The sequence below is a fragment of the Haemophilus sputorum CCUG 13788 genome (assembly GCF_000238795.1).
In the GTDB taxonomy this organism is placed as follows: domain Bacteria; phylum Pseudomonadota; class Gammaproteobacteria; order Enterobacterales; family Pasteurellaceae; genus Haemophilus_A; species Haemophilus_A sputorum.
This window is the reverse complement of sequence record NZ_AFNK01000007.1, coordinates 1-25,676: the sequence shown is the minus strand read 5'-3', so window position 1 is coordinate 25,676 and position 25,676 is coordinate 1. Positions and strand designations below refer to the sequence as shown.

The window sequence follows — 25,676 nt, the reverse complement described above, 5'->3', positions numbered from 1 at the left end:
ATAACTTGTCGTCTAGAATGATTCTAACGGCAACTGCCTTGTGATTTTAGCCTTCACAAGGCAGATATAAATAGACCTGTGGAGGTTTTTATGCTTATTTTAACCCGTAAAATTGGGGAAAGTTTGATTATAGGGGATAATGTGGAAATTACGGTTCTTAGCGTAAGAGGGAATCAAGTGAAATTAGGTGTGAATGCACCAAAAGAAATTGCTGTACATCGTCAAGAAATTTATGAACGCATTAAAGCAGCGGAAGATAGTAATTCTGTTGAAGAATAGAGCGCGATACTAAAATACTAAACAAGCTTGTCTATGCAAGTTAAGTAAATCATCAAATCCTTTGCCAAATATGGTAAGGACGTCTCGTATAAGGAAAAAATATGAAAGCTGTAATTCCTGTTGCAGGTTTAGGTACAAGAATGCTTCCAGCAACGAAAGCAATTCCAAAAGAAATGTTAACCATTGCGGATAAGCCATTGATCCAATATATTGTTAATGAATGTGTAGCAGCTGGTATTAAAGAAATTGTACTTGTCACTCATTCTTCTAAGAATGCTATTGAGAACCATTTTGATACTTCATTTGAACTCGAAACCATGCTTGAAAAACGCGTTAAACGTCAGCTATTAGATGAAGTACGTTCTATTGTGCCAAAAGATGTAACGTTAATGCACGTTCGTCAAGGTCAGGCAAAAGGTTTAGGTCACGCAGTACTTTGTTCACGAGCAGTAGTGGGTGATGCACCATTTGTTGTTGTATTACCTGACGTTATCTTGGCAGATTTTACAGCGAATCAAAAAACTGAAAACTTAGCTGCTATGATTAAGCGTTTTAATGAAACTGGATATAGCCAAATTATGGTTGCACCAGTGCCAATGGAAACCGTGAGTAGCTATGGCGTGGCAGATTGTTCAGGTGAAGAAATTCCAGTAGGTGGTTCAGCCAAGATTGTTAAAATGGTTGAAAAACCAGCAGTGGAAGAAGCACCATCTAATTTGGCTGTAGTAGGACGTTATGTTTTCTCGAAAAATATTTGGAACTTGCTAGAGAAAACTCCAGTAGGTGTTGGCGATGAAATTCAATTAACTGATGCAATTGACATGCTGATTGAACAAGAAACCGTAGAAGCATTTAATATGACCGGTCGCAATTTCGACTGTGGCGATAAGTTAGGTTATATGGAAGCATTCGTAGAATATAGCTTACGCCATAATAAATTTGGCGCAGAGTTTAAAGATTATATTAAAAAGCTCGCTAAAACACTTTAATTCCAAGAATTTAAAAAGCCCCATTAGGGGCTTTTTATTTTACAAAACTTAATTCTTCTTCTAATTTTTCAATCGCAGCAATGCATTTCTGTTTTCGGTATTCTGTTTCTTGAATACTATTTTCAAATTGTTGCTTAACTCTAGCATCTGTCGCTTTCAAATTCTGTTCAATTAACCAGCTTGTTTTTTCATGTAATGCTCTTAATGCTTTTCGATACTCATTGAGTCGTTTGGGTGCTGGTAAGCTATGAATGTTTTTCGGGAATTGATAACTTGATTGGAATAGCGCTTGTTTCTCAGGCTTAATATGGGCAACTGCGCGTTTTAGGGCATCGAACTGGCGTAATAATCGTGCAGCATAAACTTCAGCGTGTTCAGTATCTTTTTGTTGAGTGAGTTGTGTAATAGTTTCTTGCATTTCATAAACAAAATGCAAAACGAGTTGCGTTTTTTTAGTAAAACAGTCATCAAAAACGACCGCTTCTTGGTTTAAAAATGGTGTAAAAAATGCTAAATAAGAGGAAAAATCTTGAGCGTGAATAGGCATAAATTAACGAATAAAGTTGTTTTTTCTATTATAAAAGGGAATTTTTGAAAATAAAATGGTATTTTTTTGTGTATGGAAGCTACTATAAAGCAAGTTTTTTTTAAAATTGAGAACTACATCACAAAATAATTTTTTAAAAGCGTAAATTTAAGTTGATTAAGGTAAAGTCATTATAAATCAATAAGTTATGTTAACTTTCCAAGTGAAGAAAAAATGCATTTTAAATGTTGAAAATGCTCCATTTTTGATGATAAGTTTATAACTAATTGTTTTTATTATGTTTTTTTAATAAATAAATTTACATCATTGCCTATTGACAGCATGGTGTCTTTTTGCGATTATTTCCACGCAAAAGACATTTACCCGAATTTACGGAACTAAATGTAAAATTTTGGAAATTACTCTTAACGCTCTCAAAAGAGTAGTTGTATAAATATAAACCTACACTTGGAAAGGTGATTGTTATGAAAAAAACTCTTGTTGCATTATCAGTTGCGGCTTTCGCAGCATCTTCAGCTCAAGCTGTTACCGTATTAGACACAGATCAAACTAAAGTTGATTTTGATGGTTCATTACGTTTAATCTTAGAAAAAGCTAACACGAAAGAAACAACTGTTGCTACTAACAAATCTGAGAAAACTAAAGGCTCAGCGTTACGTAATGCGGGTTCACGTTTTGGTGTGAAAGTTAAACACAACTTAGGTGAAGACTTCTACGCATTAGGTCGTTTAGAGTTCCGTTTTGATAAAACTGAATCTCGTGACCAATTCGGCGATTTATACGCTAAACGTGCTTATGTAGGTTTAGGTAGCAAACAATACGGTGAAGTAACATTCGGTCGTCAATTAACTATCGCTGATGATTTAAGCCAAGCGAATGACTACGAATATGGTCTTATTCCAAAAGGTGCTTATGTTGAAACTGCTGGTACTGGTGTAGTACGTTATGACTATAAAGGTGTTGAAGGTTTACAACTTAGCGCAAACTACAACTTTGGTCAAGGACACAAAGAGAATGGTGCTGCATTATCGGCTCCAACTAAAAATGCATATGGTGTAGGTGCATTATTCGCACAAGATAACTTTGATGCTCGTTTTGCATATGGTCACACTAACTATGAAACTGGTTCAAACGATGTAAAACACCGCAAAGATGGTTACTTAGCATCTCTTGGTTATACAGTTGATAACTTCAAATTAACTGGTGACTTCGGTTATGCTCACGTGAAAAAAGCTGGTGCGAAAATCAATAAATTCTATGTTTCTCCAGGCTTTGCATATCAAGTAGTTCCAGCCTCTAAAGTATATGGTAACTATTTATACGAACGTGCTAAAGAACAACACGCATCTAAAGCAACTGCACACGGTTTCTTATTAGGCGTAGATTACAAATTCAGCAAAGAAGTTGTTGCATTTGTTGAAGGTAAATACGTACGTGCTAAAAAATTCGATTACACAGGCAATGGCTACAACTACACAGCTAAAGTTCAAGATAAAGCTATCGGCGTAGGTATGCGTGTATTCTGGTAATTGTTAAACAATTATCCTAAATTGAACCAACCCCAGCATAATGCTGGGGTTTTTCTTTGTTAAAAATTTGATCTGCTTCTCATTTTTTTAATTTATCTCTTGTTATTTCAAGGATAAAGCACTACGCTATGCAAAATGGAGTGCATCTTCATTTAGAGAATTTAATTTAGGAGCAATAGTGCTCGTTAAGGAGAATAATATGTTATTAGGTGATCTTACTCGAGCGGATTATGCGAAATCATTACCGCCAGTATTTGCAAAATTATGTGAAAAATTAACCGCTTTAGATCTTGCTAGTTTGCCATTAGGTTGGCAACCATTAGTAGATGACATTCAAATGAATGTTATGACATTTGAAACCTCAATGCCAGAAGGCAAACAAGCAGAAATGCATCGTAAATTTATTGATATTCAATTAGTTATTGAAGGCGAAGAGATGATTGAATATGGCTTGCAACAACCGGATTTAGCCAAATTTGATGAATATCGTGATGAAGATGACTACCAATTAACACCAGCCATTGAAGATAAAAATGAGGTTATCTTAAAACCAAATCAATTTGCTATTTTCCTTCCTTATGAACCGCATAAACCGGGCAACACCGTTAACGGCAAATCTCAAACGATTAAAAAATTAGTGGTCAAAGTACCAGTTGAGGCGCTATAAGCGGGAGGTGTGTTATGTCCACACAAGGTAAAATTCTAGACAAAATTGGTGCATTGCATAGTAGCTTAACGAAAACAGAAAAGAAAATTGCCACCGCAATTTTGGCGCGTCCGGATTTATTAAGTCAATGTTCATTATCTGAAGTCGCAACTCAACTCGATGTGGGGGAGGCGACCTTTATTCGTTTTTGTCGCACATTAGGATTTAAAGGTTATACAGATTTTAAATTAGATCTGGCTATTGAGCTTGCCACCCAAGATAGAGCAAATCGCGTTCTATTAGATACAGATGTTTCTGAACGCGATACGCCAAAAGAAATTGCAGTTAAATTGCAAGCGAGCCTTAATAATGTGATTACTGAAACACTTAATTTGCTTGATTTCGAAGAGTTGAAAAAAGTTACGCAAGCGCTTCGCATGGCAAAACGCATTATTTTGTTCGGTGTAGGGTCTTCAGGGCTGACTGCAGAAGACTTTAAATTTAAACTAATGCGAATTGGTTATCCAATTGATGCTGTTACCAACAATCACTTTATGTATATGCAAGCCTCTTTAATGAAAGAGGGTGATGTTGCAATCGGGATTAGTCATACTGGTTATTCAGAAGAAACGTATAAATCGTTAAAACTAGCGAAAGAAAATGGCGCGATTACCATCGCTTTAACGCATAATATGCGTTCGCCAATTACTAATGTGTCTGATTATGTGTTAGTCAATGGCAATCGCCAAGGGCATATTCAAGGGGACTCTCTCGGTACACGAATGACCCAATTATTTGTGTTGGATTTGATTTATATGTTGATTGTTCAAGCTAACCCAGGTAGTGCATTAGAGTTTAAACAAAAAACAATGCAAGTATTGCAAGATCATCGTTTGCCGATCAAATAAGGTCTTTTGCAAAAAATTCGATAAAAATGACCGCTTGCAGCTTGCAATTCAAGGGTATTCTATTAGAATTTTAGGACAAACCTATTTCTAGTAGGTGCCCTTTTTCATTTCAACAATAGAGGCAAACACATGACACAAATTTATAACTTCAGCGCAGGCCCTGCAATGATGCCTAAAGCGGTATTAGAACAAGCTCAAGCAGAATTATTAAACTGGCAAAATCAAGGCACTTCTGTAATGGAAGTGAGCCACCGTGGTAAATATTTCTCAGAACTAGCTGCACAATCAGATAAAGATTTCCGTGAGCTTTATCACATTCCAGATAACTACAAGATTTTATTCTTGCAAGGCGGCGCACGCGGACAATTTGCGGCAATTCCAATGAATTTAATTGGTAAGAAAGGTAAAGCGCTCTATTTAAATAGCGGTCACTGGTCTGCAACAGCAGCAAAAGAAGCGCGTAATTTCTGCGAGATTGATGAAATCAATATTACAGAAACAGATGCTAACGGTGTGATTTCTGTGGTGAGAACTGATTTTTCTGATATTGCAGAACAGTATGATTATGTCCATTACTGTACAAATGAAACGATTTCTGGTGTAGAAATCAAAGAAATTCCAAATGTAGGGAATGCAGTATTGGTGGCAGATATGTCATCTAACATTTTATCAGGTGAGATTGATATTAGTCAGTTTGGTCTGATTTATGCGGGTGCACAAAAAAATCTTGGGCCAGCGGGTATCACAATTGTTATTGTGCGTGAAGATTTAATTGGTCATGCTCGCCAAGCAACGCCATCTATCTGGAATTATGAAACGCAAGCCAATGCAGATTCAATGATTAACACACCACCAACTTTTGCATGGTATTTATGTGCGCTAGTGTTTAAACACTTATTGAAAGAAGGTGGCGTAAAAACCGTGGAAGCGCGTAATCTGAAAAAAGCAGAATTGCTTTATCAATATTTAGACAGCAGCACTTTCTATCATAACTACATTGCTAAGCCAAACCGTTCTGTGATGAATGTGACTTTTACGACAAATAACGATGAATTGAATGCGAAATTTGTAGCAGAGGCAACTCAAGCAGGTTTACAGGCATTAAAAGGGCATAAAGTATTAGGCGGAATGCGCGCTTCTATTTATAACGCAATGCCGATTGAAGGTGTTGAAGCACTGATTGCATTTATGGACAAATTTGCGAAAGAAAACAGTTAATTTCATGAGTAAACAAGCGGTTAAATTTGATCGCTTATTTGCAAAATAATAAACAGATATGAAAAAGGCGAACTTTGAAAAGTTCGCCTTAATTTTTACCGCTTGTACAGATTAGAAGTTCGCATTACGCGGTGCACGAGGGAATGGAATCACTTCACGAATGTTTTGTAAGCCAGTGACATACACAATTAAACGTTCAAAGCCTAAACCAAAGCCAGAGTGCGGAACAGTACCGTATTTACGAAGATCACGATACCACCAATAATCTTCTGGGTTTAAGCCCATTTCTACCATACGTTTATCTAATACTTCTAAACGTTCTTCACGTTGTGAACCACCGATAATTTCACCGATTCCTGGTGCTAAAACGTCCATTGCAGCTACTGTTTTACCGTCTTCATTTAAACGCATATAGAATGCTTTAATGTCTTTCGGATAGTTTTTCACAACCACTGGCGATTTGAAGTATTCTTCTGCTAAGAAACGCTCATGTTCAGAAGAAAGGTCGATACCCCAAGAAACTGGGAATTCAAATTCTTTGCCTGATTTTAATAAAATCTCGATGGCATCAGTGTAATCAACTTGCGCAAATGGCGATGCAATGAAGTTTTCAAGACGAGTAATGACATCTTTATCAATGTGTTTTGCAAAGAATGCCATATCATCAGGGCGTTCCGCTAATACTGCTTTAAATACATATTTCAACATATCTTCGGCTAATTTTGCATTGTCCGCTAAATCTGCAAATGCAAACTCAGGTTCTACCATCCAGAATTCAGCTAAGTGACGAGTCGTGTTAGAGTTTTCTGCACGGAAAGTTGGGCCGAATGTATAAACTTTGCTTAATGCACAAGCATAGGTTTCGCCGTTTAATTGACCAGATACAGTTAAGAATGACTCTTTACCAAAGAAATCTTGGCTGAAATCGACTTTACCTTCTTCAGTACGTGGTAGGTTTTCTAAATCTAGTGTTGAAACACGGAACATTTCTCCAGCACCTTCAGTATCAGATGCAGTAATTAACGGAGTTGCAACCCAATAGAAACCTTGCTCATTGAAGAAACGATGAATCGCTTGCGCTAAACAGTGACGCACACGTGCAACTGCACCGATTAAGTTAGTACGCGGGCGAAGGTGTGCGACTTCACGTAAATACTCAATAGAGTGGCGTTTTGCTGCCATTGGATAAGTATCAGGATCTTCAACCCAACCAACCACTTCAACATGCGTTGCTTGTAATTCTACTGCTTGACCTTCTGCCGGAGATTCTACAATCTGACCTGTTACAACCACAGAGCAGCCAGCTGTTAAGCGTAATACTTCATCTTGATAATTTGGTAAGTCGTTATTGATAATAGCTTGGATAGGATCAAAACAAGAACCGTCATAAACGGCTAAGAAAGATAATCCCGCTTTAGAATCGCGACGGGTACGCACCCAACCACGAATTGAAACGGTTTCGCCTACCGCAACTTTACCGGTGAGGACTTCTGAAACTGTTGGAAATTTAGACATTGAATACCTCAAAATAATATTTTCTAGAATTTTAGATAAAATCCTCACTATTCTACTAGAAATCTAGCTATGGCGGGGGATTTTTTTCTCATCTAACTCAAAAACAGAGCAATCATTTCAGGAAATATCCCACCTTTTTGAACAAAAAGAGTAGCACCAATAAAAAAATTTAAAATTTTTATAAAAAAAGATGAACTTTGTGAAAGCAATTTAGTCAGATATATCGCTAACTGACTGAATTTATCAGCAAAGTTTTTTTCATTTCCTTAGGTAAGACCTCCGCCCGTTTCTGATTATTGGATTCGGGCTTTTTTTTATGTTTCAGATTTTCTTATCAGTGCAATAAGAAGGCTTACTTCCCATTCTGTTAATTTATACACTAACCGCTAAATGTGATAAAATCTTATTAAGACAAAATAGGATTTTTTATGCGTAATACTCAAGACCTAAAACAAGGGAAACCTTTTATTTTACACAGCCCGTTTAAACCTTCTGGCGATCAACCGTCGGCGATTGCAAAATTAACAGAAGGATTAAAAGATGGCTTAGCGCATCAAACTTTATTAGGTGTGACTGGCTCAGGAAAAACGTTTACGATTGCGAATGTAATTGCGAAACTAAACCGCCCAGCCATGTTACTGGCACCGAATAAAACGCTTGCTGCACAACTTTATGCGGAAATGAAAGCCTTTTTCCCAGAAAATGCAGTAGAGTATTTCGTTTCTTATTATGATTATTATCAACCAGAGGCCTATGTGCCTGCCAGCGATACTTTTATTGAAAAAGACGCCTCTATCAATGAGCAAATTGAGCAGATGCGACTTTCTGCCACTAAATCTTTCCTAGAACGCCGAGATACCATTGTTGTTGCTTCCGTTTCAGCCATTTATGGTTTGGGTGATGTGGATGCTTATATGCAAATGATGCTGCATTTACAAGTAGGTGCAATTATCAATCAACGTGAAATTTTAGCGCGGCTTGCCGAATTGCAATACACCCGAAACGATCAAGCGTTCCAGCGTTCAACCTTCCGTGTTCGCGGAGAAGTGATTGATATTTTTCCCGCAGAATCCGATGAAGTTGCATTACGCGTGGAATTATTTGACGATGAAATTGAAAACTTATCGTTATTTGATCCACTTACAGGTCATAGCTTAGGGCGAGTTCCACGTTATACGATTTATCCTAAAACTCACTATGTGACACCAAGAGAACGAATTCTTGCCGCAATTGAAGAAATTAAGGCTGAATTAGTCACTCGTCGTGAATATTTTATCAAAGAGAATAAGTTGATTGAAGAACAACGTATTGCGCAACGTACACAATTTGATATTGAAATGATGAACGAGTTAGGGTATTGCTCAGGCATCGAAAACTACTCCCGCTATCTATCTGGTCGAAAAGAGGGCGAACCACCTCCAACTTTATTTGATTATATGCCTAGCGATGGTTTGTTAATTATTGATGAATCTCATGTGACTGTTCCGCAAATTGGTGGAATGTATCGGGGAGACCGCGCGCGAAAAGAAAATTTGGTGCAATATGGCTTCCGTTTACCTTCCGCATTAGATAACCGCCCACTCAAATTTGAAGAGTTTGAGCGTCTAGCGCCCCAAACGATTTATGTTTCCGCCACGCCAGGCAATTATGAGTTAGAAAAATCCAATGGAGATGTCGTGGATCAAGTCGTGCGTCCAACCGGTTTGCTTGACCCGATTATTGAGGTTCGCCCAGTAGCGACACAAGTGGATGATTTGCTTTCAGAAATTCATAAACGCGTTGCGGTGGATGAACGTGTGCTTGTGACGACATTAACGAAAAAAATGGCGGAAGATTTAACCGATTATTTAGATGAACATGGCGTGCGAGTGCGTTATTTGCATAGTGATATTGATACGGTTGAACGCGTTGAGATTATTCATGATTTACGTAAAGGTATGTTTGATGTATTAGTCGGCATCAACTTATTACGTGAAGGGTTAGATATGCCAGAAGTTTCATTGGTTGCAATTTTAGATGCAGACAAAGAGGGTTTTTTACGTTCCGAACGTTCACTTATCCAAACCATCGGGCGTGCTGCGCGTAACCTCAATGGTAAAGCGATTTTATATGGCGACCGAATTACAAATTCTATGCAAAAAGCGATTCAAGAAACCGAACGTCGTCGTGAAAAACAGATGAAATACAACGAAGAACGAGGCATTGTTCCGCAAGCATTGAATAAAAAAGTAGGTGAATTGCTCGATATTGGTCAAACGGACAAACCAAAACGTGGCAAACAAGCGGTCAAAAAATTAGATAGTTTTGCAAATGATGCTAAACCGAAATCTCGTCAAGCGTTAGAAAAAGAAATGAAACAGTTAGAACAACAAATGCGAGATTTTGCAAAAGATCTTGAGTTTGAGAAAGCGGCTGCAGTGAGAGATGAAATTCATAATTTGAAAATGTGTTTATTAGAAATTTAAACGTAGAAAATGATGGGTATAAATAATAATTTTGCGCAACAACTTGCAAATTTCTGTGCAGATTGGCAAGCAAATGTTGAATTATCTGTAGAATCAAATATGCAGAAATTTCAATACATCCCTGATGCCAAAAAACTTCAACAATTTTTGACTGATTACCAACAAATAACAGCAGGGATTGAGCAAGAAAAAGCAGAAGGGAAATATATAAATGTTTGGCAGATAGCGAACATTGGACAAAATGAAGTAAGAAACAGCAAAGTATTACGTTGGTTTTTAGATATGTATGCAGATCATGGGCAGGGAAAAGCTTTTTTAAATGCATTATTTGAAAGTATACATTTATCATCATCTTTACCAACTTTAACTCAATACCGTACTACAGCTGAAAGCCATCCGCTAGGTGAAATAAGTGAGCGTGTTGATATTGAAATTGAAGCTGAGAATCTATTAGTATTTATTGAAGTGAAAATTAATGCTATTGAGGGTGAAAAACAGTTAGAACGGTATTTAGACAATGCTAGAATTAAGGCTGGAAATCGGACTTTTGTAGTAATTTATTTAACGCGTGATGGCTTATTGCCTATTAATTATCGTAACAGACAAGATATTATTGGATTATCATGGAAAAGGCTTGCTACTGCATTTACTCAATATACTCGTAGAACCAATCAGCAAGTATCACAACATAAAGGTATCTGGTTAGCAGAGCAGTTTATACAACATATTCTTACATTTTAGGGAGTAAAAATGAGTAAAAAAGCCGCTTTTAGAATTATTATTGAAAATATTCAAATATTTGATGAAGCTTCATTACTTATAAGGGATGAATTTAATGCATTGTTATTTAATAAAATTGATGAAGTAATTCAGGATGAGTTTCCTGAGTTTAAAGGGAGATTCGATTTTTTTCAACATGGCGATGTGCTTTTTTATCCAATTAAATGGCTTGCTAATAACAATAATGATGCAGATTATAAAAACTGCTTTGCTCATTATTATTTTGGATTTGAATGTGATGAAGGAATAATAGAAAAAGGAACGTATTGGTGGATAACACCACTATTCTCACATAAAAATGAACGTATGGTATTAGGCTTCTATAGTTATAAGAAGCAATTTACCCAATGTAGTGAGAAAGAATGGAAAAACTTTATTAGCGAACAATACAAAAAATATGAAACAAAATTAATTTCTTTTGGATTTAAGCTTAATGCTAAAGAAGGCGATATCTATTTCCCAATAGATGAAAAACTCGAACCAAAACAAGTAATAGAATGTTACCCAGATAATTTAGTCGATGCGATGCAACCTATTCGAAATGCATTGAATAGATTCAAAAGAGCGCATTCTATTTTTGAACAGATTGTGGAAGCAGCAAAGGAACGTTTTATTATAATAGGAAAATAGTGATTTTTATCATGAGGCAAGTTAAAACTTTTCTCATACAGGAAAATTTCCCAAAATTTGTAAGAAAAATCTGCACCTTAATTTGTTACCAATATAAGTAATCGATTTTAAGGTGCAGATTGTTTAATAAATCTAATTTCTTTTTAGATTAGAGCACTTTTACAATAGCTTCACAAAGTGCATCAATGTTTTTGTCGGTAATGCCGGCAACGTTGATTCGACCTGATCGTACCGCATAAATGGCAAATTCATCTTTTAAGCGATCAACCTGTTCTGGTGTTAAGCCACTAAAAGAGAACATTCCATTTTGTTCAGCAATAAAGCTGAAATCTTGTTTTGCGCCTTTTTCTTTTAGCAATTCTACCATTTTGGTGCGCATGGTTTTAATGCGATCACGCATGCCATCTAATTCTTTAATCCAGCTTGCTTTTAATTCTGCATCATCTAATACACGAGAAACCGTGTTTGCGCCGTGAGAAGCAGGGTTAGAGTAGAGCACACGAATAATAGACTTCACTTGTGAGAAGGCATTATTTGCAATTTCTGGTGTTTCAGCAATTAAAGTAAAGGCGCCAACGCGCTCATTGTATAAACCGAAGTTTTTAGAATATGAGCTTGCAACTAATAATTCTTTATTGACTTTGGCAAATGCACGTAAGCCGTAAGCATCTTCTTCTAATCCGTTACCTAAACCTTGGTAAGCAAAGTCAAATAATGGTAGCCAACCTTTCTCAGCTGACATTTTTGCTAAGAAATCCCATTGTTCTGGTGTTGGATCGATACCGGTTGGGTTATGGCAGCACCCATGGAATAACACAACATCGCCTGCTTGTGCTTGGCTTAAGTCAGCAATTAAATTATCCCAATCTAATGCGTGGGTTTCTTGGTTGTAGTAACGATAGTTTTTAACATTGATACCAGCAGAATTTGCAATCGCTGTATGGTTTGGCCATGTTGGGTTAGAAATCCAAATGTTTTGCGCAGCAGTTTGGCGTTTAATAAATTCTGCTGCGATACGTAACGCCCCAGTTCCGCCTAAACTTTGTGCAGTTTTAACACGTCCAGTGTGGATAATTTCAGCATTTTTCCCGAATAGTAATTCTTGGGTGTGTGCATTAAATGCTTGTACGCCATCAATTGTGAGATAGTTTTTATTGATTTCTTCCTCTAATAGGCGAGCTTCAGCAATTTTAACTGCGCTCATAATTGGCGTAACACCTTCGTTATTCATATAAACGCCAATCCCTAAGTTAATTTTACCAGGGCGTTTTTCTGCTTTAAATGCTTCACCTAAACCTAAAATTGGGTCTGCTGGTGCAGCCTGAATATGTGCAAATAATGACATCTTATTATCCTCATTGTTGTGTGTGAACTAAGGTTACTTATACAACTGATAGTCGCTTTTGACAATAGAAAAGCGGTTAAAATGAAAAATTTTTTGCAAAACTTTTTACAAATTTAACCGCTTGTAATGTGCTCGTTATTTTAATTTCTCAATTGCCCAATTTAAGCCGCTTTGGAAATCTTCGGTAAGATGCGGGCGAAGCTGCTCAAGTAATGCGATCAATTGGGTGTTACTTGGATGAGTGAGATTGATATGCCCAACTTTACGTCCTGCACGAACCTCTTTACCGTACCAATGTAATTGTGAAAACGGTATATTAAGCCAAGCATTGTTATGTTCAATGCCGATGAGATTAACCATCACACTTGGTGCAATGGGCTCAAGTTTTGGAGTAGGGAGATCTAATAACGCTCTTAAATGAAGTTCAAACTGACTAATTGAACAACCAAGTTGAGTCCAATGCCCGCTATTGTGTACGCGAGGAGCCAGCTCATTGATGAGGAGTTTATCGCCCACAACAAAACATTCCATTGCCATCACGCCGATATAATTGAGTTCATCCATAATTTTTTTAAGCATTTGTTCAGCTTGCGCTTGGAAGTGGGCTTGCTGTGGAAAATCAGGATGATAAATCGAATAACGTAAAATGCCGTTTTGTTGTAAGTTATGCGTGACTGGATAAAAACGTGTTTCGCCATTTTTAAACCGTGCGCCGACTAGAGAAACTTCACCATCAAATGGAATAAATTTCTCTGCGATGACTTCTCCAAAGAGATCATCCGTAATTTGTGCGCAATTTTCTTGAGTGACAATCCATTGACCTCGTCCGTCATAGCCACCTGTGCGGCGTTTTACCACCACTTTTTTTCCAACTTGGCTAAATACTTCATCCCATTGTGCTTTAGAGGAGAGTAGTTGCCATGGTGCTGTCGGTAATTGTAGTTTGTCTAATAAGCTTTTTTGTGTGAAACGATCGGCCGTTGTGCCAAACACATTTAGATTAACGAAGTTAGAATGATTACCAAGTAATTGGGTTAAAGGTGTTTGCGTCCAACGTTCAATTTCTGCGGTAATGATGCTGTTTGAAGGCAGTTCAAACACTGGCGCATCAAAAGCAAGAGGCAAAACTTCAATATCTAAAGGCGCACCAGCATAGCGTAGCATTCTGCCTAATTGACCATTACCTAGAACATACACTGGTGGGTAAATTGCACTTTTTTGCATGGTTTGGATTCCGTTTTTGTTAAAAATAATCGGCAAGCGGTTTTTCACGTTGTTGGTTCAATAATACCATCAGTTTAATGCGTGCTTTTTGTCCGCTAAGACCCGTTGTAAAAATGATACCTTGCTGTTTGAGTTGTTTTCCGCCGCCAAGATAATCATAAACATCTTGGGTAACGCCGTGGAATGCGCGTGAAACTAATACGACGGGAATATTAGCCTCTAATAATGCGTTTACACCCGAAAGTGAATCTGGCGGAAGGTTTCCTGCGCCTAAAGCTTCAATAATGACACCATCGCATCCATGTTGAGCTAATTGGGTAAGTAAGAAACTATCCATTCCCGCATAAGCTTTGATAACTTGAATGTTTGAGTAACAGATTTCACGTACAGGAAAACGTTCATAAACGGTTAGTTGCTGGAAATAAAGCACATTATTTTTCGTAATTAACCCGCAAGGTCCAAAAGTTGGTGTTTGGAAAGTAGCTACGTTTGTAGTATGGGTTTTCGTGACGAATTTTGCGTGATGAATTTCATCATTCATGACAACCAAGACGCCTTTGCCACGACTTTCTGGCGAAAGCGCCACTAAAATTGCACTTTGTAGGTTAATTAAGCCATCGGCACCAAGTTCATTACTTGAACGCATTGCGCCAGTAATGGCAACTGGTACATTGATATTTAATGCTAAATCTAAAAAATAAGCTGTTTCTTCTAATGTATCTGTACCGTGTGTGATAACGATGCCATCGTAAAATTCGTCATTAACCGCTTTTTCAATCCGTGCTTTTAACGTTAGCCAATGCGTTAAATTGATATGTGGAGAAGGAACATTAAAAATAGACTCTTGGAATAGTTGTGCAGGATGATTTAATTTCTCAAGAGTGTCTAATAACGGATTTCGCTCAGAAGGCGAGACTTTTCCATCTTTGCCTTCGCTCATAGAAATCGTGCCGCCAGTGTGTAGAATCAATAATTTTTTCGACATATTATGCGACTCTAGGATCTGGATTATCTAATACAGTTTGTGTTTGTGCTTGACGGAAAGCTTGTAGTTTTTCAGTCAATTCAGGATGGAACATCGCTAAAATTTGTGCGGCTAATAACCCCGCATTGGCTGCACCAGCTGGCCCAATGGCTAACGTGCCAACAGGAATCCCTTTGGGCATTTGCACAATAGAGTAGAGGCTATCTACACCGCTTAACATACTACTTTTAACAGGGACACCTAAAACAGGAACGATAGTTTTAGCTGCGATCATGCCGGGAAGATGAGCTGCGCCACCTGCGCCCGCAATAATGACTTTATAGCCGTTTGCCCGAGCATTTTCAGCAAAAGAAAAAAGTTTATCTGGTGTACGATGGGCTGAAACGATTTCAACGTGATAGGGTAACGAAAATTGATCTAAAATTTGTGTTGCTTCCGACATTGTTGCCCAGTCGCTTTTAGAACCCATAACAATGGCAATTTCTGGTTGAGACATAGAAAACCTTATGTTTAGTCAATAAATAATAAAAAGTATAGCATGATGAGCAAACGATTGCTTGGGTATTTTAAATAATCCTTCCTTATCGAAGGAATACGCGACAAAGCATGATTTTATACTGTTATTTTAGGCAAGGAAATGCTATAATTTATCGTTGAATTCGCTATTGCAATGTGTTTTTCAATAGCATGCGTATCATATCAGTTATCGGAGAGAATAATAAATGACAAGTAGTGCCAATAAACGTTCTGTAACCACCTTGTTTTCAGAGAAAAACGATATTTATAGCCATCAGGTGCGTATCGTTTTAGCCGAAAAAGGGGTGCCTTATGAGATTGAAAATGTGAGCCCTAATTCGATTTCTGAAGATTTAATGGTATTAAATCCTTCCGGTAATATTCCAACTTTAGTTGATCGCGACCTAGTCTTGTTTAATTCGCGTATTATTATGGAATATCTTGATGAGCGTTTTCCTCATCCACCACTAATGCCTGTTTATCCTGTATTACGTGCCAAATGCCGTTTAACGATGTATCGTATTGAACAGAATTGGTATTCTTTGATCAATATCGTAAATCGCGCACCTGAATCAAAAGAAGGACAAAAAGCATTAGCACAACTGCGTGAAGAAATGATGGCATTGGCCCCAATTTTCGCAGCAACGCCTTATTTTATGAGCGAAGAGTTTAGTTTGGTTGATTGCTATGTTGCACCACTATTATGGCGAATGAATCAACTTGGTATTGAATTTAGTGGAAGCAGTGCAAAAGCAATCAACGCTTATATGACGCGTGTATTCCAACGTGATAGTTTTGTACAATCTATCGGTGGTGCTGCACCGAAACATTTAATGGATGATAAAGAATAATGAAACCTTTACGCCCTTATGTTTATTATGCTTATTACAACTGGATTTCAGATAACGGAAACACCCCTTATTTATTAGTCAATTGCAATTATCCAGATGTAGATGTTCCTGTTGAATTTATACGGGACGGAAAAATTATCTTAAATATTTCCCAACGTTCAATTGGGCAATATGTGGTTGATGATGAAGCAATTCGTTTTAGTGCACGTTTTCAAGGAATGTTACGAGATATTTATATTCCATTTGGGGCTGCAGAAGCGTTATATGCTCAAGAGTCTGGAGATGGCATTTTGTTCCAAGAAGAGTCGTATTATAGCGAACAAGCTTATCTTGAGCGTTCGAAACAATTATGTGAGTCCACAACTGAGAAAAAAGTCGTGAAGAAAAAGTCATCTCACTTAAAATTAGTGAAATAACAAGCGGTCTGATTTCTACTATTTTTTGCAAAAAGAAAGCTCGGTAAATACCGAGCTTTTTTATGTGCGAAAACTATTTATTTAATGTTTGTTGCATGATTTCACCTAGACTATCTAACATTGCAAAACGTTTCCGATACATTGAGCGCTTTTTGCTAGGAATAGACTCAAGATCACGATCTTCTTGCAATGGTAAAGTCCAATAATGCCCAGCTTTCCCACCAGCTTCAGAAAAAATAGCATCATAATCCACCACATAACGCTTACTTTGTACTAGGCGAGATTTATTCTGATATTTTTGGGGAATACCAAAAAGTTTCTGGTATCCCAGTATTTGGGTAAGCAGTTTCATCGCTTCAACCATTAAATATGCTGGGCGTAAACCATGACAATATTTGGTAAGCTGTTTAACCAGCTCCTTAGCGCCTTCAAAGTTCGGACCTTGAACTACTGCAATCAGTAATGCATCATCTAACTTACCGAACGTGAGTAAATAGATCAGTTGATTATGTGGTTTATAGCGAAGCTCTAATGCCCAGAACCCCTCCATTGGTTGATGTTCATTGATATTGAGTAAAATCTCAAAATCTGGAATTACCTCACCAAAGCTTATTGGTTGTTGCCAAAGTGGTTCAGTCAAATGGGATAATTGTTGTGGTAAAAATAATAAATTTTCACAAATTGCATTAAAGCGCTGTTGAGCACTAAATCGTTTATCTAAAAAACGATGTACCAGTGGATAGCTATAATTTACCCGCTGTTTTAAAAGAGGAATAAGTATTGGATGTTGTGCAACAAATTGTTCAAATTGCTTAACTTGGCGACGATGAAGGAGTGAACGAAGTCTATAACGCAAGCGTTTGCCTGCATAGGATTTCTTACCTCGGTTTGGGTAAATTTCCGTTGCCTTAGTCCACCGATATTGAGATAAGTTCATAACTGCTCCTTGAAATCGGTGGCCATTTTTGCATAATTTTGGCAAATTAGCTAATTTTTCAATTTAGGCTATTTGCCAAGCCTTTCTTTATAATGTTTACGGCAGACGGAAAGATAACGGTCATTCCCGCCAATTTGGATTTGCTCGCCATCTTTAACCGGTTGACCGTCCGCATTTAGACGCAATACAAAATGGGCTTTATGCCCACAATCGCAAATAGTTTTGAGTTCTATCAATTCATCAGCCCAAGCTAACAAATAGTGGCTACCTTCAAATAATTCTGCTTGGAAATCGGTACGTAGTCCATAGCAAAGCACTGGAATATTTAATTTATCAACGATATCGGTCAGTTGATAAACTTGTGATTTAGTTAGAAATTGTGCTTCATCAATCAGAATACAGTGCAGTGGCTGTTTTTCTACCTCGTTAGCAATTTCAAGGAAAAGATTAGTTTCGTTGGTAAATAATTTGGCATCTTCTGCAATACCAATTCGAGAGGTCACTTTACCTAACCCAAAACGATCATCGATGGCAGCGGTATAGATAAGTGTATTCATACCACGTTCGCGATAGTTATAAGCAGATTGAAGCAGAGTAGTTGATTTACCTGCATTCATTGAAGAATAATAAAAGTAGAGCTTTGCCATAATCCAGTGTAATAAAAAACGGCTAACTAAGTAGCCGTTTAGTGTTAATCAGTAATTAAACGTTGTCAATTTGGCCTAAAAGTGCACGCAAACGATCTTGGAAGTTTTGGTGCTCTGATTTTAATTGCTCATGTTCTTGGCGTAATGCCGCTGATTCTTGTTCTGCTGCCGCTTTTTGTTCTTTTAAATCTTCTAACTCTAATTGAAGGAGTTGGATAGTTTCAACGGCTTGTTTAATTTTTTCTTCAAGTTGGTCAAGAATTGTTAATGACATAGTGTTTACCTCTAAATGGGAAATGTGTGACTAAAATACATAAGGATTATACCTAATTAAGATATTGATTTCATTGAAAAGTTCCATGTTTTTGTAAAAAATAATTTTTTATCACGTTTTTATGCAAATTTTTGTTCGCAATCGTTTGCGTTGCGTTAAAATAATAATGTTTTTTTAGTAAAGGAGTCAGAATCATGAAACGGGCAATTGCATTTGAATTTTCTCGCGTAACAGAGGCAGCTGCGTTAGCTGCTTTTGATTGGATTGGGCGAGGGGATAAAAATGCGGCAGATAATGCTGCGGTAAAAGCAATGCGTCAGCTACTCAATCAGATGGAAATTCGTGGTGAAGTAGTGATTGGAGAAGGCGAAATTGATGAAGCGCCAATGCTTTATATTGGTGAAAAAGTTGGACAAAACAAACCTGACCAAGAAGAGGTTTCAATTGCGGTTGATCCAATTGATGGAACTCGTATGACAGCTATGGGGCAATCTGGTGCATTAGCGGTGTTAGCAGCTGGGGGAAAAAACACATTCTTACAAGCGCCAGATATGTATATGGAAAAACTAGTGGTAGATAGCGATGCCAAAGGGATGATTGATTTAAACTTACCGCTTGAACAAAACATTCGCCGAGTGGCTTCTAAAAAAGGAAAATTGCTATCACAAATTACGGTAGCTATTCTTGCAAAACCTCGACATGATGAAATTATCAAATCAGTACAAGCCTTAGGCGTAAGAGTTCTTGCTATTCCAGATGGCGATGTTGCTGCTGGTGTACAATGTTGTTTGCCTGATAGCGATATTGATTTAGTTTATGGCATCGGTGGTGCGCCGGAAGGGGTTGTGACTGCGGCTGCTGTAAATGCACTAGGGGGAGATATTCAGGCAAGATTGATTCCACGTAATAAAGTAAAAGGGAATACACCTGAAAACTTAAAAGCTGCGGAAAAAGAAATTTCGCGTTGTGCTGCCATGAATGTTCCTGTGAATACGGTATTAAAAATAGAAGAGATTGTGCGAGATGATAATGTCGTTTTTGCTGCAACAGGCATTACTACAGGAGATTTGCTTAGAGGTGTGCAACGCAAAGGCAGTATGATCTTTACAGAAACGTTGTTAATTCGAGGCCGTTCACGAACTATTCGTAAATTAGCGTCTTACCATGATATTTCTCATTTGACGGACGATTAGCAAAAAGAATGCGGTAATATTGGTTATTACCGCATTGTTTTATGGGTTTAAAGATATACTTTTATCGGTTGAACTATATCGAATTCCTGAGTGAGAGCCTTCCGCACCATTGAAATAAACGTTTTTTGATTGCGAACAAGCGCTGATGGCTAATATGCTAACTAATAATAGGATAATTTTTTTCATAACACTTTCCTCAAAATAAAATTGCAAGCGGTTGAAAAGATCCGACCGCTTGCAAATGTTCACTAGGCACTAAAGCCTTCTTTTAAACTCACTGTCAGGTTAAAGACTAAGTTCTCAGCTGAACCATCTTTGCTATCTAAGCAGTAGTAGCCTTCACGTTCAAATTGGTAACCTTGTTCCGCTTTTGCATTCGCTAAACTTGGTTCCACAAAACCGTGTTTCACCACTAAAGATTCAGGGTTTAATACGGTTTCAATGTCATCTGCTGCACCTGGATTTGGTACAGTAAATAAACGATTGTAAATACGGAATTCAGCAGGTTTATTCTCTTCAGCAGATACCCAGTGAATTACGCCTTTTACTTTACGACCATCCGCTGGATTTTTACCTAAGGTTTCAGGATCGTATGTGCAATAAATTGTGGTAATTTGACCGCTTGCATCTTTTTCAACACGCTCAGCTTTAATCACATAAGCATTACGTAAGCGAACTTCTTTGCCTAATACTAAACGTTTATATTGTTTATTTGCTTCTTCACGGAAGTCCGCTTCATCAATATAAAGCTCACGCGTAAATGGCAATTCGCGTTCACCTAATTCTGGGCGGTTCGGATGGTTAGGTGCTTTTAAGATTTCTTTGTCACCAAAGTTTTCAATCACCACTTTAACAGGGTTAATCACGGCCATTGCACGTGGTGCATTTTCATTTAAGTCTTCACGAATACATGCTTCAAGCGCAGAGTATTCTACTACGTTATCTTGTTTGGTTACCCCGATACGACGACAGAATTCACGCAATGATGCCGGTGTATAGCCACGACGACGTAAACCTGAAATGGTTGGCATACGAGGATCATCCCAACCATCGACAATACCATCTGTAACCAGTTTTAATAATTTACGTTTAGAGGTTAATGTGCCTTCTAAATTTAAGCGCGAGAATTCATATTGATGCGGTAATGGGCGTTCAATAGAAATATTGTCTAGTACCCAGTCATATAAGCGACGGTTGTCTTGGAATTCTAACGTACATAAAGAGTGGGTAATACGTTCAATGGCATCAGAGATACAGTGCGTGAAGTCGTACATCGGATAAATGCACCATTTATCACCAGTTTGGTGGTGGTGAGCGAATTTAACACGATAAATAACTGGGTCACGCATTACAATAAAAGGTGATGCCATATCAATTTTGGCACGCAAACAAGCTTTACCTTCTGCGATTTCGCCATTTTTCATTTTTTCAAATAGCGCTAAGTTTTCCTCTACTGAACGATCACGATAAGGGCTATTTTTACCCGGTTCAGTTAATGTGCCACGATATTCGCGCATTTCATCTGGTGAAAGTTCATCAACATAAGCTAAACCTTTTTTGATTAACTCAATGGCATAACCATAAAGCGCATCAAAGTAATCTGAAGCATAACGAGGTTCACCTTCCCATTTAAAGCCTAACCATTCCACATCAGCTTTAATCGAATCAACATATTCAACGTCTTCTTTTACGGGGTTAGTATCGTCAAAACGTAAATTACATTTACCTTGATATTCTTGTGCAATACCAAAGTTTAGGCAGATAGATTTAGCGTGACCAATATGTAAATAGCCGTTTGGCTCAGGTGGGAATCGAGTATAAACGTTGTTATGTTTACCTGATGCTAAATCTTCATCAATAATATGGGTAATAAAATTCGCACGACTTTCCGGTGCGTTAGTTAAAATCTCTTCGCTCATAACATTCTCTGTTTTTCAATAAAAAATAACTTGTATTCTACACTGTATTGATAAGAACGGAAAGGGCGAAAGCAAGCGCGTCTTTTTTGTAAAAATTTTGCAAATTCTGACCGCTTGCTTTTTATTTTGCCTTTAAAAAAGAGCATCGTTTAGTGTTATAACTTTTTATTCTTATACAAAAAAAGAATATTTAGTGGATTTTAGTTGGTTTTCTTGCCTAAAAAATTAAATTACTATCTATCATGCCATTCCATTTTTAACAATAAAAAAACAAATAAGGAGCAACACAATGTCTCAATTTTTCTCAGCAGAGTTTCTAGCATGGTTAAACCAACATGCCACTGAAATCGATCAATCAAATCAATATGCCGATGAATTATTTCAACGGATAGCAAACGAAGGCGTTTTTAAAATCGGAGTACCAGAGAATCTTGGTGGAGCAGGGGGAGATTTTGAACAAGCCATTGCCGCCGTACGTGAAATTTCCACTTATTCTTTAACCGCGGGGTTTATTTCTTGGGGGCATCGCACCCTAATTCAAAATCTATTAAGTAGTGAAAACCACGCACCAAGAGAACGTTGGTTAGCCGATTTGTTAGTTGGTAATCTCTCAGGCGGCACAGGATTATCAAATGCAGTAAAATTCCTATCAGGTATTGAAGAATTACAAGTAAAAATTATCGAAAAAGATGGAAAGCGCTATTTACAAGGGCGATTACCATGGATTACGAATTTAACCGCAAAAGGATTTGTAACCATTATTGCTGCCGAGTATGAAAATAGTAGCCATGCGCCAATTATTGTCGCGTTACCATCGAATGCACAAGGCGTTGTTCGGGCTAAAGAGCTTTCTTTAGTCGCGCTACAAGGAAGTAATACTGTTGCTGTGGAGCTAAATCATGTAGAGCTTGATCCCGATTGGATTATTGCCAACAATGCGGAAGAATATTTGTCTGATGTTCGCCCTACTTTCTTGGGGTTACAATGTGCAATGGCATTTGGTTTGGCGGCTCGCAGTCTAGCGGAAGTAAAAAAAGCATTAGATTATGTTGAGAATCGTTCTGTGCTAAAACCTGAATATGATGTTCAGGTAAAAAAATTAGCGGACTTAGAACAGCGTTTAGCTCAAGGTTTAGCACAAGGTAACTATTTTATTGAAAATCCTAAAGCGCTATTTAATATTCGCATTGAAATTGTGGATGTAGTCGCGCAAAGTTTATTGCTAGAACTTCAAGCCTCTGGTGGGCGTGGCTATTTACAAAATGCAGGTTCAGATTTTATTCGTCGTTGGAGAGAAGGCGCATTCTTACCTGTAGTAACGCCAAGCGCATTACAGTTGAAAACAATTTTACAGGCTGCTTAACAATATAAACGTTAATCTTCAGCCATTTTTTGAAGCAATAAAAAGCGGTAAGATTTTTTGCAAAGTTTGCAAGAAATTTTACCGCTTGTTTTGTTTAAACTGCGAAAATTAAATTATTTTACGCGTGAAACGTATTCGCCTGAACGGGTATCCACACGGATAACTTCACCGATTTGAACGAATAATGGTACACGAACTACTGCGCCAGTGCTTAATGTTGCTGGTTTACCACCAGTACCTGCGGTATCACCTTTTAAACCTGGGTCAGTTTCAACAACTTCTAATTCCACAAAGTTTGGTGGTGTTACTGCGATTGCAGAACCGTTCCATAATGTAATGATACATTCTGCTTGGTCAACCAACCATTTGTCGTTATCGCCTAATGCTTTTGCATCAACAGAAATTTGCTCGAAAGTTTCTGGGTGCATGAAATACCAGAAGTCTTCATCTTTGTAAGAGTAGTTGTAGTTATAATCTACAACATCAGCTGCTTCAACAGAAGAACCTGATTTAAAGTTGATTTCTAATACTTTACCTGAAATCAATTTACGGATTTTAGTACGGGTAAATGCTTGACCTTTACCTGGTTTCACGAATTCGTTTTCAACGATTACGCAAGGTTCGCCATCTTGGATAAATTTTAAACCTGGTTTGAAATCATTAGTGCTATAGTTAGCCATAAATTCCTCAATGTTTTACAAAAAATTAACAAACTTTGAATTACCCGCTATTGGGTTTTCCAAAAAGCCCCCTATAATACCGTAAATCTTCAAAGAACTCTAAAAAATTTTGTTATAATCTGTTAACTTTCTTAAAAAGAGGAATGAATATGAAAAAAATTATGGCAATTTCTGCCATTGTGGCATTCACCGTTGCAGGGTTTGCTGAAGCAAGAGGTGGGCGTTCAGGCGGTTTTGGTGGCAGTTCTTCTCGTGCAGTAGTTTCAAAACCTGTTCAAACACAGAAAACACAATCCACGCAACAAAAACAAGATGCGACCTTTGAAAATACGCCAAATCGAACTATTCCCAACCAATCCCAACAAGCGGTAAATGGGAATCGTATGGCAAACTTTGCAACAGGTGCAGCTGCAGGGTATTTATTAAGCAATGCGCTTGCGCCTAATGAGGCAGTAGCACAAGAGGGTACAACTCAAGCTCAAACGGTAACTGAAACAAAACAAGCACCAGCAACACAAAATGTAGTCTCTACAGTCGCACAATTTCATAGTATTGGTGGACAAATTGACCCATATTTAGTTGAAAAAACAGATGGATATCGTCGCTATTGTATTGGTGGTGTGCAATATTTAGCAGCTGCACAAGGTGGCCAAAGTACGCCTATTGTGATGGTAAATCCAAATGGCACTCCATTAGAATGCCAGCTCCTTCCTTAATTCTTCTATTTAGCCCCTTGAAATAGGGGCATTTATTATGCACTCATTGATTATTCCAACTGCTCAACAAACAGCTACAAAAGCGCAATGGTTAACCGATTTAGCTAATGCCTTTAATAACCCAGTCGCGTTACTTGAATTTCTTGAGTTAGATCCAGCTGATTTTTCTCAGGATATACTTGCGCGCAAATTATTTGCTTTACGTGTACCAAAATCATTTGCTGAAAAAATGGAGAAGGGAAATCGCTATGATCCCTTATTTCTACAAGCAATGGCTTCGGCTAATGAATTTTTGCAAGCAGAAGGGTTTGTTAAAGATCCACTAGAAGAACAGCATAGTCCAGCACCTAATATTTTGCATAAATATCAAAATCGATTGTTATTTATGATTAAAAATAGTTGTGCAATCAATTGTCGTTATTGTTTCCGACGTCATTTCCCATATGATGAAATCAAAAGTGGCAAACAGATTTGGCAACAAGGATTGGATTATATTGCCGCGCATAAAGAAATTGAGGAAGTGATTTTCTCTGGGGGGGATCCTTTGATGGCGAAAGACGCCGAGTTAGATTGGCTTATTACGCAATTAGAGCAAATTCCTCATATACAAACATTGCGTATTCATTCTCGTTTACCTGTAGTGATTCCAAATCGTATTACAGAAATATTATGCCAAAGATTCTTGCAATCTCGTTTGCATATTGTGATGGTGACACATATCAATCACGCTAATGAGATAGATGAAATTTTTACACAAAAAATGCAAATGCTTAAAAAAGCTAATGTTGTATTGCTTAATCAAGCTGTATTGCTTAAAGGTGTAAATAACCAGGCTGAGTGTTTAAAACAATTGAGTCATAAATTATTTAGTATTGGGATTTTGCCATATTATTTACACTTATTAGACCGAGTAGAAGGGGCCTCACATTTCTTCGTTGAAGATGCTGAAGCTTTAAAGATTTACCGAGAACTTCAAAAAATTACATCAGGTTACTTAGTTCCCAAACTAGCACGTGAAATTGGTGGAGAGCCGAATAAAACGTTAGTTGGATAACAAAGTTACTCAATCTTTTGTTAGTTTAATTATTCATTTAACATAATCTA

The 25,676-nt window shown here is 37.6% G+C and carries 27 protein-coding genes; 15 read left to right on the top strand and 12 right to left on the bottom strand.

Going from position 1 to position 25,676, the window contains the following annotated elements; translation table 11 throughout:
• Positions 1-90 precede the first annotated feature (90 nt).
• Both csrA and galU read left to right on the top strand, forming a co-directional pair.
• Entirely contained in the window at positions 91-279 is a 189-nt protein-coding gene (gene csrA, locus HSP_RS0102050; protein ID WP_010128298.1) for a carbon storage regulator CsrA, read from the top strand.
• Between the two features lie 101 nt (positions 280-380).
• Positions 381-1,268, top strand: coding sequence for a UTP--glucose-1-phosphate uridylyltransferase GalU (gene galU / locus HSP_RS0102045; RefSeq protein ID WP_010128296.1), 888 nt, complete (start codon positions 381-383; stop codon positions 1,266-1,268).
• 34 nt (positions 1,269-1,302) lie between these two features.
• On the opposite strand, the gene priC is transcribed toward galU, so the two are convergent.
• Positions 1,303-1,815 (bottom strand): primosomal replication protein PriC, encoded by a 513-nt coding sequence (priC, locus tag HSP_RS0102040; RefSeq protein WP_010128295.1) that lies wholly within the window; start codon positions 1,813-1,815, stop codon positions 1,303-1,305.
• Positions 1,816-2,279: 464 nt separating this feature from the next.
• On the opposite strand from priC, the gene HSP_RS0102035 reads away from it, so the two are divergent.
• The 4 genes from HSP_RS0102035 (at position 2,280) to serC (ending at position 6,116) form a co-directional block, all read left to right on the top strand.
• Positions 2,280-3,344 carry a porin gene (locus HSP_RS0102035; RefSeq protein ID WP_010128294.1) on the top strand — a complete coding sequence of 355 codons (1,065 nt, stop codon included), beginning with the start codon at positions 2,280-2,282 and terminating at the stop codon, positions 3,342-3,344.
• A gap of 199 nt (positions 3,345-3,543) precedes the next feature.
• A complete protein-coding gene (nanQ, locus tag HSP_RS0102030; RefSeq protein WP_010128293.1) occupies positions 3,544-4,011 on the top strand; it encodes an N-acetylneuraminate anomerase in 468 nt (155 codons plus the stop codon).
• A 14-nt stretch (positions 4,012-4,025) separates the two neighbouring features.
• The gene (locus HSP_RS0102025; RefSeq protein WP_007524419.1) at positions 4,026-4,898 is read left to right on the top strand and encodes a MurR/RpiR family transcriptional regulator; all 873 of its coding nucleotides are present in this window, start codon (positions 4,026-4,028) and stop codon (positions 4,896-4,898) included.
• 129 nt (positions 4,899-5,027) lie between these two features.
• On the top strand, positions 5,028-6,116 hold the full coding sequence (gene serC, locus HSP_RS0102020) for a 3-phosphoserine/phosphohydroxythreonine transaminase (protein ID WP_010128292.1): 1,089 nt from the start codon (positions 5,028-5,030) through the stop codon (positions 6,114-6,116).
• 111 nt (positions 6,117-6,227) lie between these two features.
• Here serC and asnS read toward each other — a convergent pair whose 3' ends face one another.
• On the bottom strand, positions 6,228-7,631 hold the full coding sequence (asnS, locus tag HSP_RS0102015; RefSeq protein WP_010128291.1) for an asparagine--tRNA ligase: 1,404 nt from the start codon (positions 7,629-7,631) through the stop codon (positions 6,228-6,230).
• Positions 7,632-8,059: 428 nt separating this feature from the next.
• On the opposite strand from asnS, the gene uvrB reads away from it, so the two are divergent.
• Genes uvrB through HSP_RS0102000 form a run of 3 tightly spaced genes read left to right on the top strand, consistent with a single transcriptional unit; the run spans position 8,060 to position 11,506 of the window.
• Positions 8,060-10,096: an excinuclease ABC subunit UvrB gene (gene uvrB / locus HSP_RS0102010; protein ID WP_010128290.1), complete on the top strand. Its 2,037-nt coding sequence runs from the start codon at positions 8,060-8,062 to the stop codon at positions 10,094-10,096.
• A 9-nt stretch (positions 10,097-10,105) separates the two neighbouring features.
• Entirely contained in the window at positions 10,106-10,837 is a 732-nt protein-coding gene (locus HSP_RS0102005; RefSeq protein ID WP_231287863.1) for a PD-(D/E)XK nuclease family protein, read from the top strand.
• Positions 10,838-10,846: 9 nt separating this feature from the next.
• Positions 10,847-11,506, top strand: coding sequence for a hypothetical protein (locus HSP_RS0102000; RefSeq protein WP_007524390.1), 660 nt, complete (start codon positions 10,847-10,849; stop codon positions 11,504-11,506).
• Positions 11,507-11,654: 148 nt separating this feature from the next.
• Here the strand turns inward: HSP_RS0102000 and HSP_RS0101995 are convergent, their stop codons facing one another.
• The 4 genes from HSP_RS0101995 to purE all read right to left on the bottom strand — a co-directional run bounded on the left by HSP_RS0101995 (position 11,655) and on the right by purE (position 15,556).
• Positions 11,655-12,851, bottom strand: coding sequence for an amino acid aminotransferase (locus tag HSP_RS0101995; RefSeq protein ID WP_007525366.1), 1,197 nt, complete (start codon positions 12,849-12,851; stop codon positions 11,655-11,657).
• Between the two features lie 135 nt (positions 12,852-12,986).
• Positions 12,987-14,075, bottom strand: a complete 1,089-nt coding sequence (purK, locus tag HSP_RS0101990) for a 5-(carboxyamino)imidazole ribonucleotide synthase (RefSeq protein WP_007524324.1) — start codon at positions 14,073-14,075, stop codon at positions 12,987-12,989.
• Positions 14,076-14,094: 19 nt separating this feature from the next.
• Complete coding sequence (locus tag HSP_RS0101985) at positions 14,095-15,060, bottom strand: asparaginase (RefSeq protein ID WP_007524612.1); 966 nt, start codon at positions 15,058-15,060, stop codon at positions 14,095-14,097.
• 1 nt (position 15,061) lies between these two features.
• Positions 15,062-15,556: a 5-(carboxyamino)imidazole ribonucleotide mutase gene (purE, locus tag HSP_RS0101980; RefSeq protein WP_007524438.1), complete on the bottom strand. Its 495-nt coding sequence runs from the start codon at positions 15,554-15,556 to the stop codon at positions 15,062-15,064.
• 226 nt (positions 15,557-15,782) lie between these two features.
• Between purE and sspA the strand changes: the two genes are divergently transcribed.
• Together sspA and HSP_RS0101970 are read left to right on the top strand one after the other, a co-directional pair.
• Positions 15,783-16,427 (top strand): stringent starvation protein SspA, encoded by a 645-nt coding sequence (gene sspA, locus HSP_RS0101975; RefSeq protein ID WP_007525118.1) that lies wholly within the window; start codon positions 15,783-15,785, stop codon positions 16,425-16,427.
• On the top strand, positions 16,427-16,843 hold the full coding sequence (locus HSP_RS0101970; protein ID WP_007524558.1) for a ClpXP protease specificity-enhancing factor: 417 nt from the start codon (positions 16,427-16,429) through the stop codon (positions 16,841-16,843). The genes sspA and HSP_RS0101970 overlap by 1 nt, the downstream gene beginning before the upstream one ends.
• A 73-nt stretch (positions 16,844-16,916) precedes the next feature.
• Here the strand turns inward: HSP_RS0101970 and HSP_RS0101965 are convergent, their stop codons facing one another.
• The 3 genes from HSP_RS0101965 to HSP_RS0101955 form a co-directional block, all read right to left on the bottom strand.
• A complete protein-coding gene (locus tag HSP_RS0101965) occupies positions 16,917-17,780 on the bottom strand; it encodes a VirK/YbjX family protein (RefSeq protein WP_010128286.1) in 864 nt (287 codons plus the stop codon).
• 68 nt (positions 17,781-17,848) lie between these two features.
• Entirely contained in the window at positions 17,849-18,427 is a 579-nt protein-coding gene (locus tag HSP_RS0101960; RefSeq protein ID WP_010128285.1) for a thymidine kinase, read from the bottom strand.
• A 55-nt stretch (positions 18,428-18,482) separates the two neighbouring features.
• Complete coding sequence (locus HSP_RS0101955) at positions 18,483-18,701, bottom strand: cell division protein ZapB (RefSeq protein ID WP_007524063.1); 219 nt, start codon at positions 18,699-18,701, stop codon at positions 18,483-18,485.
• A gap of 194 nt (positions 18,702-18,895) precedes the next feature.
• Here HSP_RS0101955 and glpX point away from each other — a divergent pair, with 194 nt between their 5' ends.
• The gene (gene glpX, locus HSP_RS0101945; RefSeq protein ID WP_007525310.1) at positions 18,896-19,894 is read left to right on the top strand and encodes a class II fructose-bisphosphatase; all 999 of its coding nucleotides are present in this window, start codon (positions 18,896-18,898) and stop codon (positions 19,892-19,894) included.
• Between the two features lie 39 nt (positions 19,895-19,933).
• Here the strand turns inward: glpX and HSP_RS11400 are convergent, their stop codons facing one another.
• Both HSP_RS11400 and glnS read right to left on the bottom strand, forming a co-directional pair.
• Complete coding sequence (locus tag HSP_RS11400) at positions 19,934-20,080, bottom strand: lipoprotein (RefSeq protein ID WP_010128284.1); 147 nt, start codon at positions 20,078-20,080, stop codon at positions 19,934-19,936.
• Between the two features lie 62 nt (positions 20,081-20,142).
• Positions 20,143-21,813, bottom strand: coding sequence for a glutamine--tRNA ligase (gene glnS, locus HSP_RS0101935; protein WP_010128283.1), 1,671 nt, complete (start codon positions 21,811-21,813; stop codon positions 20,143-20,145).
• Between the two features lie 289 nt (positions 21,814-22,102).
• Here glnS and HSP_RS0101930 point away from each other — a divergent pair, with 289 nt between their 5' ends.
• Positions 22,103-23,176, top strand: a complete 1,074-nt coding sequence (locus HSP_RS0101930) for an acyl-CoA dehydrogenase family protein (protein ID WP_007524392.1) — start codon at positions 22,103-22,105, stop codon at positions 23,174-23,176.
• 113 nt (positions 23,177-23,289) lie between these two features.
• Here the strand turns inward: HSP_RS0101930 and efp are convergent, their stop codons facing one another.
• Entirely contained in the window at positions 23,290-23,856 is a 567-nt protein-coding gene (efp, locus tag HSP_RS0101925) for an elongation factor P (RefSeq protein ID WP_007524727.1), read from the bottom strand.
• A 149-nt stretch (positions 23,857-24,005) separates the two neighbouring features.
• Between efp and HSP_RS0101920 the strand changes: the two genes are divergently transcribed.
• Together HSP_RS0101920 and epmB are read left to right on the top strand one after the other, a co-directional pair.
• Complete coding sequence (locus HSP_RS0101920) at positions 24,006-24,572, top strand: hypothetical protein (RefSeq protein ID WP_007525405.1); 567 nt, start codon at positions 24,006-24,008, stop codon at positions 24,570-24,572.
• Positions 24,573-24,609: 37 nt separating this feature from the next.
• Positions 24,610-25,626, top strand: a complete 1,017-nt coding sequence (epmB, locus tag HSP_RS0101915; RefSeq protein ID WP_007524320.1) for an EF-P beta-lysylation protein EpmB — start codon at positions 24,610-24,612, stop codon at positions 25,624-25,626.
• Positions 25,627-25,676: the final 50 nt, after the last annotated feature.

What these genes read in the sequence shown, in the direction of transcription:
- sspA (WP_007525118.1), top strand. Translation starts at nt 15,783, where the DNA reads ATGACAAGTAGTGCCAATAAACGTTCTGTAACCACCTTGTTTTCAGAG.
- purK (WP_007524324.1), bottom strand. Translation starts at nt 14,075, where the DNA reads ATGCAAAAAAGTGCAATTTACCCACCAGTGTATGTTCTAGGTAATGGT.
- glpX (WP_007525310.1), top strand. Translation starts at nt 18,896, where the DNA reads ATGAAACGGGCAATTGCATTTGAATTTTCTCGCGTAACAGAGGCAGCT.
- galU (WP_010128296.1), top strand. Translation starts at nt 381, where the DNA reads ATGAAAGCTGTAATTCCTGTTGCAGGTTTAGGTACAAGAATGCTTCCA.
- HSP_RS0101970 (WP_007524558.1), top strand. Translation starts at nt 16,427, where the DNA reads ATGAAACCTTTACGCCCTTATGTTTATTATGCTTATTACAACTGGATT.
- HSP_RS0101930 (WP_007524392.1), top strand. Translation starts at nt 22,103, where the DNA reads ATGTCTCAATTTTTCTCAGCAGAGTTTCTAGCATGGTTAAACCAACAT.
- purE (WP_007524438.1), bottom strand. Translation starts at nt 15,556, where the DNA reads ATGTCTCAACCAGAAATTGCCATTGTTATGGGTTCTAAAAGCGACTGG.
- asnS (WP_010128291.1), bottom strand. Translation starts at nt 7,631, where the DNA reads ATGTCTAAATTTCCAACAGTTTCAGAAGTCCTCACCGGTAAAGTTGCG.
- HSP_RS0102005 (WP_231287863.1), top strand. Translation starts at nt 10,106, where the DNA reads ATGATGGGTATAAATAATAATTTTGCGCAACAACTTGCAAATTTCTGT.
- HSP_RS0101920 (WP_007525405.1), top strand. Translation starts at nt 24,006, where the DNA reads ATGAAAAAAATTATGGCAATTTCTGCCATTGTGGCATTCACCGTTGCA.
- HSP_RS0102025 (WP_007524419.1), top strand. Translation starts at nt 4,026, where the DNA reads ATGTCCACACAAGGTAAAATTCTAGACAAAATTGGTGCATTGCATAGT.
- efp (WP_007524727.1), bottom strand. Translation starts at nt 23,856, where the DNA reads ATGGCTAACTATAGCACTAATGATTTCAAACCAGGTTTAAAATTTATC.
- HSP_RS0101985 (WP_007524612.1), bottom strand. Translation starts at nt 15,060, where the DNA reads ATGTCGAAAAAATTATTGATTCTACACACTGGCGGCACGATTTCTATG.
- nanQ (WP_010128293.1), top strand. Translation starts at nt 3,544, where the DNA reads ATGTTATTAGGTGATCTTACTCGAGCGGATTATGCGAAATCATTACCG.
- HSP_RS0102035 (WP_010128294.1), top strand. Translation starts at nt 2,280, where the DNA reads ATGAAAAAAACTCTTGTTGCATTATCAGTTGCGGCTTTCGCAGCATCT.
- HSP_RS11400 (WP_010128284.1), bottom strand. Translation starts at nt 20,080, where the DNA reads ATGAAAAAAATTATCCTATTATTAGTTAGCATATTAGCCATCAGCGCT.
- HSP_RS0101960 (WP_010128285.1), bottom strand. Translation starts at nt 18,427, where the DNA reads ATGGCAAAGCTCTACTTTTATTATTCTTCAATGAATGCAGGTAAATCA.
- uvrB (WP_010128290.1), top strand. Translation starts at nt 8,060, where the DNA reads ATGCGTAATACTCAAGACCTAAAACAAGGGAAACCTTTTATTTTACAC.
- glnS (WP_010128283.1), bottom strand. Translation starts at nt 21,813, where the DNA reads ATGAGCGAAGAGATTTTAACTAACGCACCGGAAAGTCGTGCGAATTTT.
- HSP_RS0101995 (WP_007525366.1), bottom strand. Translation starts at nt 12,851, where the DNA reads ATGTCATTATTTGCACATATTCAGGCTGCACCAGCAGACCCAATTTTA.
- HSP_RS0102000 (WP_007524390.1), top strand. Translation starts at nt 10,847, where the DNA reads ATGAGTAAAAAAGCCGCTTTTAGAATTATTATTGAAAATATTCAAATA.
- epmB (WP_007524320.1), top strand. Translation starts at nt 24,610, where the DNA reads ATGCACTCATTGATTATTCCAACTGCTCAACAAACAGCTACAAAAGCG.
- csrA (WP_010128298.1), top strand. Translation starts at nt 91, where the DNA reads ATGCTTATTTTAACCCGTAAAATTGGGGAAAGTTTGATTATAGGGGAT.
- priC (WP_010128295.1), bottom strand. Translation starts at nt 1,815, where the DNA reads ATGCCTATTCACGCTCAAGATTTTTCCTCTTATTTAGCATTTTTTACA.
- HSP_RS0101955 (WP_007524063.1), bottom strand. Translation starts at nt 18,701, where the DNA reads ATGTCATTAACAATTCTTGACCAACTTGAAGAAAAAATTAAACAAGCC.
- HSP_RS0101965 (WP_010128286.1), bottom strand. Translation starts at nt 17,780, where the DNA reads ATGAACTTATCTCAATATCGGTGGACTAAGGCAACGGAAATTTACCCA.
- serC (WP_010128292.1), top strand. Translation starts at nt 5,028, where the DNA reads ATGACACAAATTTATAACTTCAGCGCAGGCCCTGCAATGATGCCTAAA.